Here is a 13,068-nt window from a genome sequence, read left to right as displayed (position 1 = left end):
ATCACGTTCCCACGCACAACGTGGCGCGCTGCTTGCGCAGCAGCGCGATCACGGACAACGCGGTGATCATCCCGGTCTTGGGATTTTCGGACGGGATGTTCTCGATGCCCATCGAGAACCGCGCCGAATCCGCTTCGACCTCGATACGGTGAACATTGCGCGTCACGGTCGGATCGGCCCAGACCTGCATCTGCGTGCGATCGGGCCCGATGCCCGCCAGCGACAGCGCAACGGCGACATTGACGTTCGCCGGAAAGCCCTTTGCGGCATCGCGTGCGGATCCCTCGAACAGCTTGAGCGGCTCGCGCAGATCGTCGATGTCGATGTTGTTCTGAACGATGAACGGCGCGCCCCTCAAGCCGTCGATCGGCTTGCGCGTGACCATCTTCACCGAATGGATGGTGCCGACGGCGGCCGCGTTGACGGCATCGAGCCCGATCAGCGCGCCTGTCGGCACGAGGATGCGGCCGCCCCTGGCGCGCGCGAGATCGACCAAGTCAAAATTGTCGAGCAGCCCGCCGACGCTGACCACGACCGCGGACCTGCCGCGCTTGACCGCGGGCTCGACGATCGCACGCAACTGGCTGCTCGGCGCGCATTCGACCACGATGTCGGCGACCTCGCCAAGCCGGTCGATCGGCAGGATTTGCGGCTGATGACGCAGGCCGCCGAGAAACGCCTGATGCTTGGCGGGATCGCGCACGGCCACGGCTGACAGCGTCAGTCCCTCGATGCCCTCATCGAGCGCGGTCGCGATCTTGGTGCCGATCGAGCCCAGGCCCGCAATCGCCACCCGCAACTCGTTCGAAGCTTTCCGGTCAGTCATCGCATCCACCTTATCGCCAAGCCCATGTCATAGCCGCTCACGCCTCCCGCGCATAGAAGCGCAGGCGCGCGTCCAGCACGGCCAGCATCGCATCGCGGGCAGGATCGCGCGAGCCGCGCAGCCAGGCCGCCGCCAGCGGCAGCCGACCGACCGGCCCGCTCTGCTTGGGCCGAAGCGGCACGAAGCGCACGCCCGAAACCGCCATCCGCATGGTCCAGCGCGGCACGATGGCGACCCCGAGCTTGGTTGCGACCAGGTTGATGATGGTCTGCTTCTCGTCGGCGACGTGCACGATGCGCGGCGTCAGGCCGGCCTGCTCGAACAGCTTGATCGTGAGGTCATGGCTGTGCGGCCGCGAACGGCGATCCGGCACCAGCATCGCCTCGTCGGCGATATCGGCCAGCGTGATCGACTTGCGGGCCGCGAGCGCGTGCCGTTTCGGAAACGCCACGATCGCGGTCTCCTGGAGCAGAGGTCGAAACTCGAGCCGCTTGTCGGCCCGGTCGGGCGGACGGACGAAGGCGAGATCGAGCGCGCCGGTCAGTATCTTCGGCAACAACCTGACGGTCTTGTCCTCCAGAAGCTGGACCGAGACCTCGGGATGCCCAGTGCGGAAGTCGCGCAGCAATGGCGGCAATAGCCCGGCCGCAGCGCTGTCGACGGCGCCGACCCGGAGCCGTCGCGCGGCTCCCGCGCGGGAGCGATTGCGCAGATTGCTCTCGACCGCCTCGACCTTGGCAAGAATGGCGCGGGCATCGCGCAGCAAGGTGGAGCCGTCCTCGGTGAGCGAGACGGCCCGGGTCGTGCGCGCGAACAGCCGCGTTCCCAGATCCTCCTCCAGCAGCCGGATCTGGCGGCCGAGCGCCGACGGCAGCATCTGCAGATGCTGCGCGGCGCGGCCGAAATGCAGCTGCTCGGCCGCCGCCACGAAGCATCGGAGCTGATGCAATTCCATCAAACTTTCCCTCGTCCCGCCAAACGATGATTATATCATTTTTTTGTATAAACCAGCGCCAATTGAAGCCGCCTCGCCGCCCGGCCTAAGCTTCCGCGCGACATCCCAAACGGAGCTTTCCCATGCGCACCCATTCGATCGCAGCCATCCCCGCCGACGGCATCGGCCCCGAGGTGATCTCGGCCGGTGTCCGCGTGCTGGAGGCGCTGGCCAAGCGCAGCGGCGACATCGCATTCAACGTCAGGACGTTCGATTGGGGCTCGGACTATTACAAGAAGCACGGCGTGATGATGCCGGCCGACGGTCTCGCCGAGCTGAAGAAGTTCGACGCGATCTATTTCGGCGCAGTCGGCGCGCCCGACGTGCCCGATCACATCACGCTGTGGGGCTTGCGCCTGCCGATCTGCCAGGGCTTTGACCAGTACGCCAACGTGCGGCCGACCAAGATCCTGCCCGGTGTCGCCTCGCCGCTGCGCAATGTCGGCGTCGGCGATCTCGACTGGGTGATCGTGCGCGAGAATTCGGAGGGCGAGTATGCCGGCATGGGCGGCCGCGCGCATAAAGGCCTGCCCGAGGAGGTCGGCACCGAGGTCGCCGTCTTCACCCGCGTCGGCGTCACGCGCATCATGCGCTACGCGTTCCAGCTCGCGCAGTCGCGTCCGCGCAAATTCCTGACCGTGGTGACCAAGTCGAACGCGCAGCGCCATGGCATGGTGATGTGGGACGAGATCGCCGCGGAAGTCGCGACCGAATTCCCCGACGTGACCTGGGACAAGATGCTGGTCGACGCGATGACCGTACGCATGACGCTGCACCCGAGGAGCCTCGACACCATCGTGGCGACCAACCTCCACGCCGACATCCTCTCCGACCTCGCCGGCGCGCTTGCGGGCAGCCTCGGCGTTGCGCCGACCGGCAACATCGATCCGCAGCGCCGCTTCCCCTCGATGTTCGAGCCGATCCACGGCTCGGCTTTCGACATCACCGGCAAGGGCATCGCCAACCCGGTCGCGACCTTCTGGACCGGCGCGCAGATGCTCGAACATCTCGGCGAGAAAGACGCCGCCGCGCGGCTGATGAAGGCGGTCGAGCAAGTCTGCGCGGCCGGCGTGCTGACGCCCGATGTCGGCGGCAAAGCGACGACGAGGGAAGTGACGGATGCCGTGATCGACGCGATCCACGGCTCGAACGTCTGAGAGGGCCTTACTTCTTCCGCCCCGAAGGTGCCGCCGCCGGCGGCACCGCCATCGCGGCAGCAGCCGCTGCATCCGGCGGTGTCAGATGTCGCGGGATGATGATGGACTGCCCCGGCGTGAGCGTCGCATTCTCCGCCAGCGAGTTGCTCTGCGCGATGGCCCAGACCGGCACGCGATGGGCCATCGCGATGCTCTCCATCGTATCGCCCGTGCGGACCGGTATGCGTACGCCGCTGTCCCACAATTCCACCAGCGTGTCCGCGGGGACCTGAAGGCGCAGCGGCACCGCGTCGGCCTCGGTCTGCGCCGCCTGGATGCGCGGCAACTGCGTCACCATGTCGACGATCTGGCGGTGGATGTCGTCGGACTTCTCGATGTTGATGTGCGAGACACGGCTGTTCAGTTTCAGATCATAGCTCGCATAATGGCCGCGAAAGCCGGGCACCGCCACCACATCGCCGCCGCCAAGCACGCTGTCGGACAGGAAGATGTTGATGAAGCGCTCGACATTGAGCGGCACGTCGTCGGTTGCGTGCGCGGGATCGATGGTGATGACGAGGCTGATCGGGATGTTCTCCTTCGCCGCCATCTCGGAAATGAGGACCGAGCACAGCCCGCCCATGGAATGGCCCATCAGCACGATCGGCGCCGGGCTCTCCTTGTAGCTGGCGATGGCGCGGTTGCCGATCAGCCGGCACAGGGTGAATTCGTAGACATCGGCCGAGAAGCCGGCCTTGTTCAGCTTCTCGCTGAGCCGGTCGATGCCGGTCGAGAAGATCGGCCCCATGGCGCCGCGGAATAGATAAATCTTGGGCGGCGGCAGCGGCTCTGCCGGCGGTGCGGGAAGCGGCGGCGCGACCGCAGGGATCGCGGCCGGCTTCGGCTTGGCAGGCGAGGCTGCGGCCATACCGGGGTTCAAGGCGAGCAGCACACAAGCTGCCAACACCACAAGTCGCCTTGGATCAATCATCAAGTGCCACAGTCCTACCACGGGGGGCCAATGCCCCCACTGCGGCGGTTAGTGACCACCGATTGGGTGGTTTTTGGGGCACGAAGTCCGCCGGGTCAACCGGCTCCGTGACGCGCGATCAACTGGTCGGCAACATCGTCGAGATCGTTGCCGACCAGTTGCGGCTGCGGACCGACACCGAGCAGGTCATTGCCGACGCGCCTGATCAGGGCCGCCTCCCAGCCTGCGGCGACCGCGCCGAGCGTATCCCAGGTGTGGCAGGCGATCAGGCAGAACCGAGATGGACTGGCGCCGAGCTCGCGTTCGACATAGGCGTAGGCCTGGCGCGATGGCTTGTGGTGCTTGACGCCATCGGCGCTGAAGCGCCGTTCGAACAGATCGACGATGCCGCCATGCGTGAGCTGACGCGTCTGCACCTCGAGCAAATTGTCGGTGAGCGTGAACAGGCGGAAGCCGGCGGCGCGCAGCTTGCGCAGCGCTGCAGGCACTTCGGCGTGCGGTGGCATCGTCGAGAACCGCTCGGTGAGCTCCTTCTTGTCGCGCTCGTCGATCGTAATGCCCTTGGTATCCGCCAGCATCTTCATCACGGCCGCACCGATATCGGTGAAGGGAACGTAGCAGCCTGCGACCGTGAGCGCCGAGGAATACAGGATAAGATTGGCGAACCATAGGCGCATCGCGTCCTTGTCTCCGAAGATGCGCGCGAAAATCGGCTCCATGGTCTGGAGATCGAGCAGCGTCTCGTTGACGTCGAAGACGATCAGGGGAACATCGGCCATGGTGTTGGACTCCTTGTTCGGTCCGTTCTCGCCCCCGGCCCGATTACTGACGGCTCTTGAGCCTGCTCCGATGCGCCGCTTGTTTGGCGCGGTTGCCGCAGACAGCCATAGTGCACCATCGTCGCGCGCGGCGGCGGGTGTGGTCGGCGAACAGCAGCGTGCAGTTGTGTCCCTCGCAGGCTTTCACATCGGAAAAGTCTTCGTCGCAGACGAACTTCGCCATCGCCTCACCGATCGGCAACAGCAGCGACCCCGATGATCGCCACCGCCGCGTCGTCCGCAACGCGAGACCATGATGGCCGCCGTCATGCCGCGGTTCGATCCGGCTAAATACCTCGTCTTGTTCCAGGAGGCTGTTGAGCGGACCGAGCTCCTTCAGAGCCGTCTCGGTAAGCGGCCTTCCCGCGTGCGTTCGGACAAATCCCCTGAACCATTCGCGCAACGCCCGCGCTTGATACGCGACCTTGTCCAACTCGCCTGGCCTGGCGCGCGCGCTCAGCGCCTCCAGTTCGTCCATGGGCACGAGCTTCGCCTGCGCCAGCCAATCGATCAGCCCGTCGCCATCGTCGATCCAGTCGACGGGCGTATCGACCGGCGTCGCGATCGAATTGAGGAAATCGAGACCGACCGAGTCGGCGATGAACATGGCAGGCGGTCTGTTTTGCACGTGTGGCTCCCCAGCCGGACACAAACGCGCATATAACCTGTAAAATGCATATTGACAAGTTACTCAGCCTAGCTGTAACCAATCAACTATAACCAGATAGGTTACTTTGGAGGCGGCGATGGCCGAGAGCGACGTCACGGTGGTCCTGGCCCACGGCGCATGGGCGGACGGGTCGAGCTGGGCGCGGGTCATTACGGCTCTCGCCGGCGAGGGCATCAGGGCGCAGGCCGCGCCGCTACCCCTGACTTCGCTCGCGGACGATGTCGCCGCGCTCAACCGGAGTTTGGATCGCACCAATGGTCCGATCGTACTCGCGGGACACGCCTATGCCGGTGCAGTGATCGCCCTCGCACGCCCTGAGCGCGTGAAGGCGCTCGTCTATGTGGCGGCGCTGGCGCCTGACGAAGGCGAGAAGGTTGCGGACGTGTTCTATCGCCTGCCGCCGCACCCACAGGCCCCCAAGCTTGCGCCCGACGACAATGGCCTGATCTGGTTGCCCGCAGATGCCTTCGCCGCTGCCTTCGCGCAGAACGCGACCGCAGAAGATCATGCCGTGCTCGCCGCCGTTCAGCGGCCGATCTCGTTGAATTGCATCACCGTCCCGGCGGGGCGCCCGCTCTGGAGGAACGTTGCGAGCTGGTTCTTGATTGCCGAGCAGGACCGCATGATCGTTCCGGAGACGCAGCGCTTCATGGCGGAGCGCATGAAGGCGAACATCCGCACCCTCGCCGTCGATCACACCCCTGGCGTCACCGCGCCCGGGGCGGTCGCCGACATCATTCGCGACGCAGTGCACGCGGCGAGTGGCACGTAGCGCGCCACCGCGCGAGCATCGGATCGCATCTCGTCAGGGCAGCACAGCAATCACAGTAAGGGAGACTATCATGACCTCCACCACCTACCGCACCGCCGACGTCGACGGCTTCAAGGTGTTCTATCGCGAAGCCGGCCGCGCGGGCGCGCCGAAGCTTCTATTGCTGCACGGCTTCCCGAGCGCAGGCCACATGTTCCGCGACCTGATCCCGCTGCTGGCGGACAAGTTTCACATCGTCGCGCCCGACCTTCCCGGCTTCGGCCAGTCGGACATGCCTTCGCGCGAAACCTTCAGCTACACCTTCGACAACATCGCGCGCGTGATCGAGCGCTTGACCGAGGTGATCGGCTTCGACCGTTTTGCGATCTACGTCTTCGACTATGGCGCGCCGACCGGTTTCCGGCTCGCGCTCAGCCATCCTGAAAGGATCACCGGCATCATCTCGCAGAACGGCAATGCCTATGAAGAAGGCCTCAGCGACGGCTGGACGCCAATCAAGGCTTATTGGCAGGACCCCTCGCCCGCCAATCGCGAGGCGCTTCGCGGATTTCTCACACCGGAGACGACACGCTGGCAGTATACGCATGGCGTCCCCGATCCGGCGGCCGTGTCACCTGACGGCCAGAACCTCGACAATTTCTACCTGGCGCGCCCTGGTTCGGACGATGTGCAGCTCGACCTGTTCGGCGACTACAAGAGTAACGTTGCGCTCTATCCCGCCTTCCAGGACTATTTCCGCAAGCACAAGCCGCCCATCCTTGCGGTTTGGGGCAAGAACGATCCGTTCTTCATCCCGCCCGGCGCAGAAGCGTACAAGCGCGACAATCCGAACGCGGTGGTGAAACTCCTCGACACCGGACATTTCGCGCTGGAAACGCACGCAAGGGAGATCGCGGGTACGCATACGACGAAGACCGCCTGATTGACGGATGCGCGCGGGCACGGCGGGGTCTATGATGGCGTTGGGTGAAGGTCAGGCGGCTTGCTGATCGGTTGGCTTATCGGCTTGGCGCAGGAGCTTCCATTCCCAGGGCAGCAGTTCGTGCAGCCGCGATGTGGGAAGATCGGCGATCCGGGCGAGGACGTCGGCGAGCCAGGCCTTGGGATCGACGTCATTGAGACGACAGGTCGTGATCATCGTCAGCATGATGGCGGCACGGTCGGCACCACGCTGGCTGCCGGCGAAGGTCCAGTTGCGCCTTCCCAATGCGATACCTCTCAATGCGCGCTCAGCACAATTGTTGGTCAGGCAGATCCTGCCATCGTCGAGGAAGCGGGCGAAGCCCTCCCAACGCCTGAGCATGTAGTTGATCGGCTTCAGGACCTCGGAAGAGTGCGAGAGGGTTTCGCGCTCGCGCAGCAACCAGGCATGCATGTCTTCAAGAAGCGGCTTGCTTCTCTCCTGGCGCACGGCACGCCGCTCGTCGGCATTTCGGCCGTTGATGGCGCGCTCGATCTCGAACAGGGCGTCGAGACGCTTGACCACCTCCAGCGCGATCGGAGAGACCGGTTTGCCCTTCTTGCCTTCCCGAGCATTCTTCTCGATGTCAGCCAACTCGAAGAAGCCCCGCCGCGCATGGGCCAGGCAAAATGCCGGCGCGATCGGTAGAACCTTCCTCTGCGGGTCGAACAGGGGCTCAAAGCCGCTGTAGCAGTCCGCCTGTAGGATACCGGTGAAGGTGGCCAGATGCTTCTGGGGGTGTGCGCCGCGACGGTCGCCCGAAGCGTAGTAAACCGCCGCCGGCGGCGCAGGCCCGGCGAACGGCCGGTCATCCCGCACATAAGTCCAGATCCGGCCGGTCGTGCACTTGCCCTTCGCCAGGATGCGGATGGTGGTGTCGTCCCCATGAAGGCGCTCGGCCGCGAGCACATGGTGCTCGATCAGCTGGAACAGCGGCATGACGGCGAAGGTCCCGTGGCCGACCTGGTCGGCCAACGTCGACAGCGGTAAATCGATCCTCTCGGCCTTAAATCGCACGCTCTGGCGGTTGAGCGGGATATGCATGCCGAACTTGTCGAACAGGATCGTCGCCAGCAGTTGTGGGCCTATGAAGCCGCGCGGCGTGGCATGGAACGGCGCAGGCGGCTGGCTGATCTTCTCGCAATCGCGGCAGGTGAACTTTTCGCGCACCGTCTCGATGACCTTGAAGCGACGCGGGATCTCCTCCAGCGTCTTGGTCACATCCTCGCCGACCTTCGCCAGCCGCGATCCGCCGCAGCAGGCACAGGTCGTGGGAGCCTCAATGACGACGCGTTCGCATTCTATGTCGTCCGGCCATGGCTTGCGCACCGGCCGCTTGCGCGTGAAGGGGCGGACGTTCTGCGTCTTCGCCGCTGCGGCCTGCGCGGCAAGCTCATCCTCGCTCGCCGTGGTGGCGAGTTCTTCGAGCTCCAATTCCAACTGCTCGATCAGGCGCGCCGTGCGCTCGGAGCGCTGCCCGTGCAGTTCGCGTTTGAGCTTCTCGATCCGTAGCTCGAGATGCGCGATCAGCGCCGCGTTATCCGACAGCTCCGCCTGTGCGCTGGCAGCCATCGCTTCGGCTCGTAGCCGTGCCTCACGCTCGGCTTGCAGCGCGGCCAGCGCACTGACAAGGTCCGACGGGAGGTCGTCCGGCTTCGATATCATGGAGCCATTGAATCAGATCGAGCGGCAGATTCAAACCCAAAACCGTTATCCGACCCGCGTCGGACGCTGGGTTTCTTGCGGGGTGCGCCAATCGATTCCGGACAACAGATAGCTCAATTGCGCCGACGAGATCGTCACTGCTTCGCCTGCAACCGATGGCCAGATGAACCTTCCTCGCTCGAGTCTTTTGGTAAAAAGGCATGCTCCCTGGCCATCGTGCCAGATCAGCTTCACAAGATCGCTGCGGCGACCGCGGAAGACAAACAAATGACCGCTAAGCGGGTCCTTGCGCAGCACCTCCTGCACTTGGAGAGCCAACGACGGAAAGCCTCGGCGCATGTCCGTGTAGCCGGTCGCGAGCCACACTCGCGCGCCAGTCGGAACCGGGATCATCGGCGGACCAAAGCATCGAGAACGCGACGTAGCGCGTCTCCGTCCACATCGCCATCGACCCGGATGCGGTGCCCACTACCAAGGTCGATCTCGATGATGCCCTGGCTCTTCCGCCGACGCGCCGGCGCCAATGGCACTTCGGCAACCTCCCGCGGCGGCATAGACGGCCCGGTCTCGACAGGCACGAACGGCGCTACACTCGCTTCACCATGCTTGCAAAGCTCCTTACGCCACCTGAACAGCTGGCTCACATGAAGCCCGGCCACGCGAGCCACCTCGGAAACATTGGCACCGGTCTCGAGCGACGCTGCAACAAGCCGTTCCTTCTCATCCTGCGACCACCGGCGCCGCCGCTCGACCGATGTGATCACCTCCGCCCTCGAAATCGTCATAGCGCTTCTCCTAGGATTACCCCTAGGACCTGCAGCGTTCGCCTCCGTCAAACAAGGCGGCCTTCCTCGTAGGCGTACGATCGCGGAGGCCATCCGCGCCTTCCTCGCATAGCCCGCGCGCGGCCGCGGCGTCACGGCGGCGCGGACAAGACAATGCCGCCGTCGACAATCAAGTCGGCGGCGGCACGATCAGATCGGCCCTTGACGTCGTTAGGCCTCAGTTCCTCGCCGGCGCCGTTGCCGCCGCCGAGCGCGCCGCTCGCGGTGCTGGGCCGGCTCCGACAACCGGAGCAGCCGGACCGCGCGAGCGGGCGATCGCGGCGTCGATCTCGGCGATAACGCGGCGCTGGATCGCCTCGTTCTTGTCGATGGTGATGTGGCCGACGCCGCTGCCGCGCACGTCGACATTGTCGAGCTTGCCGTGGAAACCGTTGGCGGCGCGGACCGGTTCGCCAGGACCGTCTCCGATATAGATGTTGATGTAGCGCTCGGCGCCCGTCGACAGCTTGGTCTTGAATACGGAGTCGAGGCCGATCGCGAGCTTCACGGGAACGCCGAGATGGTTGAGCTTGGCGATCATGTCGGGCAGTGCGGTTGCGCCGGACGAATGGCCGACCAGGACGATGGTCTTGAGGCGGCCGGCCTTGTAGGCGGTCGCGGCTTCATCGGCGAGCGAGGACCAGGACACGAAGTTCGCAACGGTCACCGGGATGCCCTGCGCCTCGAGCCTTGCGCCGATCGTGTCGAGCCCGAGCGAGAAGATGTTGAGCACGCCGCGGAGCAGATAGACGTGTGTCGTTGCAGCCGCCTGGCTCGGCGCCGCCCTGGCGGGGGCCGGACTCATGGCAACAGCTGACAGCAGGAGCAGGCAGATCGCCCAGACGCAGAGGGCGGGCAACTGGCTTGCACCGGCGGTGTGACGGCCGTTCAGTCTCATTGATGTTTTCCCTGGGGACATACGCTTTGCGATTGGCCGGAATCGTAGCCTCGGCCTGCTCGCAGACGCAACAAAGAGCCGCGTGAACGGCGATCTTCGCCGCAATCCGTGACCATCGCGCAACACCTGCCCGAAAGCTACCACCGAAGGGCCGCTTTTGGGACCATTTTTCTCCAGGCGATTGCGGCCGGGCAAGGCCATTCCTATTTCGGGGGTCCGCCGGACGGCCCGCCAGGGTCCAGGCTCCGGTGCATCCCCACCCCTAGCGGCCCCTCATGTCCTCCATCATTTCCGTCGCCAACCTGTCGAAGACCTATGGGTCCGGCTTCAAGGCACTCAAGAACGTCAATCTCGACATCAAGCGCGGCGAGATCTTCGCGCTGCTCGGTCCCAACGGGGCCGGCAAGACCACGCTGATCTCGATCATCTGCGGCATCGCCAATCCGAGCGAAGGCAAGGTTTTGGTCGGCGGCGAGGATATCCAGACCTCATACCGCAAGGCGCGATCGCTGATCGGCCTGGTGCCGCAGGAATTGCACACCGACGCCTTCGAGAGCGTGTGGGCGACCGTGAGCTTCTCCCGCGGCCTGTTCGGCAAGCCGAAGAACCCCGCCCATATCGAGAAGGTGCTCAAGGACCTCTCGCTCTGGGACAAGAAGGACAACAAGATCATCACGCTCTCCGGCGGCATGAAGCGTCGCGTGATGATCGCGAAGGCACTCTCGCACGAGCCGCAGGTCCTGTTCCTCGACGAGCCGACCGCCGGCGTCGACGTCGAGCTGCGCAAGGGCATGTGGGAGGTGGTCCGCACGCTTCAGCAATCCGGCGTCACCATCATCCTCACCACGCATTACATCGAGGAAGCCGAGGAGATGGCCGACCGCATCGGCGTCATCAACAAGGGCGAGATCGTGCTGGTCGAGGACAAGACCACCCTGATGCAGAAGCTCGGCAAGAAGCGGCTGACGCTGCATCTGCAAGGCAAGCTCGGCGCGCTGCCGGAGAGCCTCAGCCAATACAAGCTCGACCTCTGCGACGGCGGCGCGACGCTGATTTACGACTACGACACCAAGGGCGAGCGCACCGGTATTACCAGCCTGCTCAGCGACCTCCGCACGGCCGGCATCCGCTTCAACGATCTCGACACGACCCAATCGTCGCTCGAGGACATCTTCGTCGACCTCGTGAGGACGTCATGAACCACCGCGCCATCCGCGCCATCTATCTGTTCGAAATGGCGCGCACCTGGCGTACGCTGCTGCAAAGCATCGTCTCGCCGGTCGTTTCGACCTCGCTCTATTTCGTGGTGTTCGGCGCCGCGATCGGCTCGCGCATCAGCCAGGTCGAGGGCGTGAGCTATGGCACCTTCATCGTGCCGGGCCTGATCATGCTCTCGGTGCTGACACAGAGTATCGCCAACGCCTCGTTCGGCATCTACTTCCCGAAATTCACCGGCACCGTCTACGAGATCCTGTCGGCACCGATCTCCTATTTCGAGATCGTGCTCGGCTATGTCGGTGCCGCCGCGACCAAGTCGATCATTCTGGGCCTGATCATTCTCGCCACCGCCGGCCTGTTCGTGCCGCTGCACATCCATCATCCGGTCTGGATGCTGGCCTTCCTGGTGCTGACAGCAGTGACGTTCAGCCTGTTCGGCTTCATCATCGGCATCTGGGCCGACGGGTTCGAAAAGCTGCAGATGATCCCGATGCTGGTGGTGACGCCGCTGACCTTCCTCGGTGGCAGCTTCTATTCCATCGACATGCTGCCGCAGACCTGGCGCACGCTGGCGCTGCTCAACCCGGTCGTCTATCTGATCTCGGGCTTCCGCTGGAGCTTCTACGAGATCGCTGACGTCAGCGTGTCCGTCAGCATCGGCATGACGGTCGCGTTCCTGGCGATTTGTCTCGCCGTGATCTGGTGGATCTTCCGCACCGGGTATCGGCTGAAGAACTAAATTGTCATTCCGGGCTCACGCTGCGCGCGCCCCGGAATGACCGCAGCTGCTCACCTGTAGCAGCGGAAGTGGTGATAGCCGTCATAGTAGCCGCGACAATGGCGGCGGCCGTGGTACGGAATGCCCAGGATGCCGTCTACGGCGCCCACAGCGCCACCAACACCGGCTCCGACGACGCCTCCGACCGCACCGCCTACCGGACCGGCGATCCTGTTACCTTGATAGGACCCTTCCTGGGCGCCACGCACGATGCCCTGGCCGTGGCTGGCCTGTGGCACGCAAGCCAGGGCGAGAAGGACGGCAGCGCCCGCGAAAAGCAGGCGAACGGGTCGACCCGCCGGCAGCTGCGCGGCGGCGATACGGGCTTTGTTCATCTTGAGTCCCCGGAAATGAACGGCGGTGAACGCCGCCTGTCTGGTAGGTCACGATCAACGCGTGAGGCGGCCAAATGGTTGCGCCTTTGTGACGAATTGTCGGCGATGTGAACGCACGTCCGCTCGCGAAAATGTCAGCACCGCCGGGACATGCGCGGCACAAAGCGGCCTTGCTTACGCCC

15 protein-coding genes are annotated in these 13,068 nt (G+C 64.6%); 5 read left to right on the top strand and 10 right to left on the bottom strand.

Annotation, left to right across the window (positions count from 1 at the left end):
• Position 1: 1 nt before the first annotated feature.
• Together XH91_RS09310 and XH91_RS09305 are read right to left on the bottom strand one after the other, a co-directional pair.
• Entirely contained in the window at positions 2 to 826 is an 825-nt protein-coding gene (locus XH91_RS09310) for an aspartate dehydrogenase (RefSeq protein ID WP_128950315.1), read from the bottom strand.
• 37 nt (positions 827 to 863) lie between these two features.
• A complete protein-coding gene (locus XH91_RS09305; RefSeq protein ID WP_128950314.1) occupies positions 864 to 1,781 on the bottom strand; it encodes a LysR family transcriptional regulator in 918 nt (305 codons plus the stop codon).
• Positions 1,782 to 1,903: 122 nt separating this feature from the next.
• Here XH91_RS09305 and XH91_RS09300 point away from each other — a divergent pair, with 122 nt between their 5' ends.
• Positions 1,904 to 2,977 carry a tartrate dehydrogenase gene (locus XH91_RS09300; RefSeq protein WP_128950313.1) on the top strand — a complete coding sequence of 358 codons (1,074 nt, stop codon included), beginning with the start codon at positions 1,904 to 1,906 and terminating at the stop codon, positions 2,975 to 2,977.
• 7 nt (positions 2,978 to 2,984) lie between these two features.
• Here XH91_RS09300 and XH91_RS09295 read toward each other — a convergent pair whose 3' ends face one another.
• From XH91_RS09295 to XH91_RS09285, 3 genes are all read right to left on the bottom strand, one after another.
• A complete protein-coding gene (locus tag XH91_RS09295; protein ID WP_128950312.1) occupies positions 2,985 to 3,947 on the bottom strand; it encodes a LysM peptidoglycan-binding domain-containing protein in 963 nt (320 codons plus the stop codon).
• Between the two features lie 95 nt (positions 3,948 to 4,042).
• The gene (locus XH91_RS09290) at positions 4,043 to 4,726 is read right to left on the bottom strand and encodes a haloacid dehalogenase type II (RefSeq protein WP_128950311.1); all 684 of its coding nucleotides are present in this window, start codon (positions 4,724 to 4,726) and stop codon (positions 4,043 to 4,045) included.
• A 43-nt stretch (positions 4,727 to 4,769) separates the two neighbouring features.
• Positions 4,770 to 5,372, bottom strand: coding sequence for a CGNR zinc finger domain-containing protein (locus XH91_RS09285; RefSeq protein WP_128950310.1), 603 nt, complete (start codon positions 5,370 to 5,372; stop codon positions 4,770 to 4,772).
• A 139-nt stretch (positions 5,373 to 5,511) separates the two neighbouring features.
• On the opposite strand from XH91_RS09285, the gene XH91_RS09280 reads away from it, so the two are divergent.
• Positions 5,512 to 6,207 (top strand): alpha/beta fold hydrolase, encoded by a 696-nt coding sequence (locus tag XH91_RS09280; protein ID WP_128950309.1) that lies wholly within the window; start codon positions 5,512 to 5,514, stop codon positions 6,205 to 6,207.
• A gap of 70 nt (positions 6,208 to 6,277) precedes the next feature.
• Positions 6,278 to 7,129, top strand: a complete 852-nt coding sequence (locus tag XH91_RS09275) for an alpha/beta fold hydrolase (protein ID WP_128950308.1) — start codon at positions 6,278 to 6,280, stop codon at positions 7,127 to 7,129.
• Positions 7,130 to 7,180: 51 nt separating this feature from the next.
• Here the strand turns inward: XH91_RS09275 and tnpC are convergent, their stop codons facing one another.
• The 4 genes from tnpC to XH91_RS09255 form a co-directional block, all read right to left on the bottom strand.
• Positions 7,181 to 8,833 carry an IS66 family transposase gene (gene tnpC / locus XH91_RS09270; RefSeq protein ID WP_128950307.1) on the bottom strand — a complete coding sequence of 551 codons (1,653 nt, stop codon included), beginning with the start codon at positions 8,831 to 8,833 and terminating at the stop codon, positions 7,181 to 7,183.
• A gap of 45 nt (positions 8,834 to 8,878) precedes the next feature.
• On the bottom strand, positions 8,879 to 9,199 hold the full coding sequence (tnpB, locus tag XH91_RS09265) for an IS66 family insertion sequence element accessory protein TnpB (protein WP_430644539.1): 321 nt from the start codon (positions 9,197 to 9,199) through the stop codon (positions 8,879 to 8,881).
• 23 nt (positions 9,200 to 9,222) lie between these two features.
• Entirely contained in the window at positions 9,223 to 9,618 is a 396-nt protein-coding gene (gene tnpA, locus XH91_RS09260; protein WP_128957938.1) for an IS66-like element accessory protein TnpA, read from the bottom strand.
• A 217-nt stretch (positions 9,619 to 9,835) separates the two neighbouring features.
• Positions 9,836 to 10,555, bottom strand: a complete 720-nt coding sequence (locus tag XH91_RS09255; RefSeq protein WP_128950305.1) for a hypothetical protein — start codon at positions 10,553 to 10,555, stop codon at positions 9,836 to 9,838.
• Between the two features lie 275 nt (positions 10,556 to 10,830).
• On the opposite strand from XH91_RS09255, the gene XH91_RS09250 reads away from it, so the two are divergent.
• Together XH91_RS09250 and XH91_RS09245 are read left to right on the top strand one after the other, a co-directional pair.
• A complete protein-coding gene (locus XH91_RS09250; RefSeq protein ID WP_128950304.1) occupies positions 10,831 to 11,754 on the top strand; it encodes an ABC transporter ATP-binding protein in 924 nt (307 codons plus the stop codon).
• Entirely contained in the window at positions 11,751 to 12,512 is a 762-nt protein-coding gene (locus XH91_RS09245; protein ID WP_128950303.1) for an ABC transporter permease, read from the top strand. Before XH91_RS09250 ends, XH91_RS09245 begins: the two co-directional genes overlap by 4 nt.
• A gap of 50 nt (positions 12,513 to 12,562) precedes the next feature.
• On the opposite strand, the gene XH91_RS39355 is transcribed toward XH91_RS09245, so the two are convergent.
• A complete protein-coding gene (locus XH91_RS39355; protein ID WP_128950302.1) occupies positions 12,563 to 12,886 on the bottom strand; it encodes a hypothetical protein in 324 nt (107 codons plus the stop codon).
• Positions 12,887 to 13,068: the final 182 nt, after the last annotated feature.

This window comes from Bradyrhizobium guangzhouense, from assembly GCF_004114955.1.
In the GTDB taxonomy this organism is placed as follows: Bacteria; Pseudomonadota; Alphaproteobacteria; order Rhizobiales; family Xanthobacteraceae; genus Bradyrhizobium; species Bradyrhizobium guangzhouense.
The sequence above is the reverse complement of the archived record's forward strand: the minus strand, read 5'-3'. Positions and strand labels throughout refer to the sequence as shown.

What these genes read in the sequence shown, in the direction of transcription:
- tnpC (WP_128950307.1), bottom strand. Translation starts at nt 8,833, where the DNA reads ATGATATCGAAGCCGGACGACCTCCCGTCGGACCTTGTCAGTGCGCTG.
- XH91_RS09295 (WP_128950312.1), bottom strand. Translation starts at nt 3,947, where the DNA reads ATGATTGATCCAAGGCGACTTGTGGTGTTGGCAGCTTGTGTGCTGCTC.
- XH91_RS09280 (WP_128950309.1), top strand. Translation starts at nt 5,512, where the DNA reads ATGGCCGAGAGCGACGTCACGGTGGTCCTGGCCCACGGCGCATGGGCG.
- XH91_RS09275 (WP_128950308.1), top strand. Translation starts at nt 6,278, where the DNA reads ATGACCTCCACCACCTACCGCACCGCCGACGTCGACGGCTTCAAGGTG.
- XH91_RS09285 (WP_128950310.1), bottom strand. Translation starts at nt 5,372, where the DNA reads ATGTTCATCGCCGACTCGGTCGGTCTCGATTTCCTCAATTCGATCGCG.
- XH91_RS39355 (WP_128950302.1), bottom strand. Translation starts at nt 12,886, where the DNA reads ATGAACAAAGCCCGTATCGCCGCCGCGCAGCTGCCGGCGGGTCGACCC.
- XH91_RS09245 (WP_128950303.1), top strand. Translation starts at nt 11,751, where the DNA reads ATGAACCACCGCGCCATCCGCGCCATCTATCTGTTCGAAATGGCGCGC.
- XH91_RS09290 (WP_128950311.1), bottom strand. Translation starts at nt 4,726, where the DNA reads ATGGCCGATGTTCCCCTGATCGTCTTCGACGTCAACGAGACGCTGCTC.
- tnpA (WP_128957938.1), bottom strand. Translation starts at nt 9,618, where the DNA reads ATGACGATTTCGAGGGCGGAGGTGATCACATCGGTCGAGCGGCGGCGC.
- XH91_RS09255 (WP_128950305.1), bottom strand. Translation starts at nt 10,555, where the DNA reads ATGAGACTGAACGGCCGTCACACCGCCGGTGCAAGCCAGTTGCCCGCC.
- XH91_RS09250 (WP_128950304.1), top strand. Translation starts at nt 10,831, where the DNA reads ATGTCCTCCATCATTTCCGTCGCCAACCTGTCGAAGACCTATGGGTCC.
- XH91_RS09305 (WP_128950314.1), bottom strand. Translation starts at nt 1,781, where the DNA reads ATGGAATTGCATCAGCTCCGATGCTTCGTGGCGGCGGCCGAGCAGCTG.
- XH91_RS09300 (WP_128950313.1), top strand. Translation starts at nt 1,904, where the DNA reads ATGCGCACCCATTCGATCGCAGCCATCCCCGCCGACGGCATCGGCCCC.
- XH91_RS09310 (WP_128950315.1), bottom strand. Translation starts at nt 826, where the DNA reads ATGACTGACCGGAAAGCTTCGAACGAGTTGCGGGTGGCGATTGCGGGC.